Below are 2,667 nucleotides of genomic sequence, written 5' to 3' on the forward strand. Positions count from 1 at the left end.
CTGGCGGTATCGACGACGAGGTCGGGTGCCTCGGGGGGCTCGTAGGGGGCCGAGACGCCGGTGAACTGGGCGATCTGGCCGGCGCGGGCCTTTTTGTAGAGGCCCTTGGGGTCGCGCTGCTCGCAGGTTTCGACGTCGGCCTTGATGTAGATCTCGTGGAAGCGCCCGGGAGCCGAGGCGCGGGCGCGGTCGCGGTCGACGCGGTAGGGCGAGATGAAGGCGGTGATGCAGATGATGCCGGAGTCGGCAAAGAGGGCGGCCGCCTCGCCGACGCGGCGGATGTTTTCGGTGCGGTCTTCCGGCGAGAAGCCGAGGTTGGCGTTGAGGCCGCGGCGCACGTTGTCGCCGTCCAGCACGTAGACCTGGTAGCCCTTGGCAAAGAGCCGCTGCTCGACCTCCATGGCCAGGGTCGACTTGCCGGCGCCGGAGAGGCCGGTGAACCACAAGACGCCGCCGTGGTGGCCGTTGCGCGTGGCGCGGCTCTCGGCGGTGAGGCGGTGCTCGACCGAGATGACGTTGGTGGACTTCACGGCGATGGCCTGGCGCTGGTCGGGCAGGCCCTCCATGGAGAGGACGCCGCCGCCGACGGTATCGTAGTCCTCGATGAGGACGAAGCGCCCGGTCTTGGGCAGGTCGCCGTAGTCGTCGAGACCGAGCACCCGGCGGCTGCGCAGGGTGACTTCGGCCACGGCGTTGCGCTCGACGGTGTCGCCGGCGGCATGTTCGAGGGTCTGGGTGTCGACGATGCGCTCGATCGACTGCACCGTGACCTCGCTCTCCTGGGTCAGCAGCTTCAGTTTGTAGCGGCTGCCGACGCTGAGCGGCTTGTGGCCGAGCCAGAACAGGCGAGCCTGGAACACGGTGCTGAGCTTGGGCGGGTTCTCGACGTGGCTGGCGATCTCGCCGCGCTCGACGAAGAGCTGCTCGTCGAGGGTGATGCCGACCGACTCGCCGGGGCCGGCGGTCTCGGGCCGGCGGTCGTCGGGCCAGGCCTCGAGGGAGCGCACCCGCGCGGTCTTGTTGGAGGGCGAGAACAGCAGGGTGTCGCCGACCGTGAGGCTGCCGCTTTCGATGCGCCCGGCCAGGATGCGGCGGGCATCGAACTTGTAGACGTCCTGCACCGGCAGGCGCAGCGGCTGGGCGCCGACGCCGGGATGGCCGTGGAAGCCGTCGAGGGCCGAGAGCACCGTCGGGCCGTCGTACCACGGCGTGCGGTGCGAGCGCTTGGCCATGTTGTCGCCGTCGCGCGCCGAGATCGGCACGATGAACATCGGCTCGGCGCCGATCGAGGCGAGGTAGTCGGTGATCTCCTTGGAGACCTCGTCGAAGCGCGCCTGGTCGTAATCGACCAGGTCCATCTTGTTGACCACCACCGCGACCTGGCGGATGCCCAGCAGGTGCAGCAGGTAGGCATGGCGGCGCGACTGCTCGCGCACGCCCTCGGCGGCATCGATCACGACGATGGCGGCATCGGCGCTGGCCGCGCCGCTGACCATGTTCTTGAGGAACTCGCGGTGGCCCGGCGCGTCGATGATGACGTAGTCGCGCAGCGCCGTCTTGAACCAGATCTGGGTGGTGTCGATGGTGACCGCCTGGTCGCGCTCGGCCTGGAAGGCGTCGAGCACGAAGGACCATTCGATCGCCATGCCGCGGCGCGCCGAGACCGCCTCCAGTTCCTCCACCTTGCCCGGCGGCAGGGAGTCGGTGTCGTACAGCAGGCGCCCGATCAGCGTCGACTTGCCGTGGTCGACGTGGCCGACGATCACGATGCGGTGCAGCGCGCGCTCACCGAAGGTTTCACTCTCTGCCAAGGTCTGGCCCTTCAACTGGTCCGCCGTCAGGGTGGTGGTGGTGCCGTCGTCCTTCATGGTCGCCCCTCCCTTACAGGTAACCCGTGGCGCGCAGATGCTCAAAGGCATCCTCGCGCTCATGGTCCATCGCGCGGCCGGCGCGCTCGGAGGTATTGGTGGTCTGCAACTCGACGATGATCTCGTCGATCGAGCTCGCCTGGGAGGCCACCGGCGCGGTGATGTCCTCGTCGCCCAGCGAGCGGTAGCGCTTGCCGTCCTTGGAGAGATAGAGCGGCACGATGGGAATGCCCTCACGCCGGGTATAGAGCCAGATGTCCAGCTCCGTCCAGTGCAGCAGCGGGTGGATGCGGATGTGGGTGCCCGGCGGGAACTCGGTCTTGTACTGGTCCCAGAACTCGGGCGGCTGGTCGCGGAAGTCCCAGGCCCCGGTCTCGCCGCGCGGCGAGAACACGCGCTCCTTGGCGCGGGTCGCCTGCTCGTCGCGGCGGATGCCGGCGATGACGGCCTTCAGCTCGTGCTTGGCGATGGCCTGGCGCAGGCCCTCGGTCTTGCGCGCCGCCGAGCGCGCCGCCGGCGGCAGCGAGGGGTCGATCTCCTCGATCGGCGGGCAGGTCTCGCGCTTGAAGTCCAGCTTCCACTCCTGCGCATAGCGGTCGCGGAACTCGTACATCTCCTTGAACTTCTTGCCGGTATCCACGTGCATCACCGGAAACGGCACGTGCCCGAAGAAGGCCTTGCGCGCCAGCCAGATCATCACGTTCGAATCCTTGCCCAGCGACCACAGCATCGCCATGGGCTCGATCCGCGCGTAGGCCTCGCGCAGAATGTAAACCGATTGCGCTTCCAGTGCGTCCAG

General features: G+C 68.4%; 2 protein-coding genes. Both read right to left on the bottom strand.

All coding sequences use genetic code 11. The features are described from left to right. The coding region (gene cysC / locus WDC82_RS25075; RefSeq protein WP_340120188.1) for an adenylyl-sulfate kinase at positions 1-1,868 on the bottom strand (1,868 nt) is incomplete at its 3' end. A gap of 13 nt (positions 1,869-1,881) precedes the next feature. Then, positions 1,882-2,667: sulfate adenylyltransferase subunit CysD (gene cysD, locus WDC82_RS25080; protein ID WP_340120189.1), on the bottom strand; the 786-nt coding region annotated here is incomplete at its 5' end.

This window comes from Pelagibius sp. 7325, assembly GCF_037652055.1.
Taxonomy (GTDB): domain Bacteria; phylum Pseudomonadota; class Alphaproteobacteria; order Kiloniellales; family Kiloniellaceae; genus Pelagibius.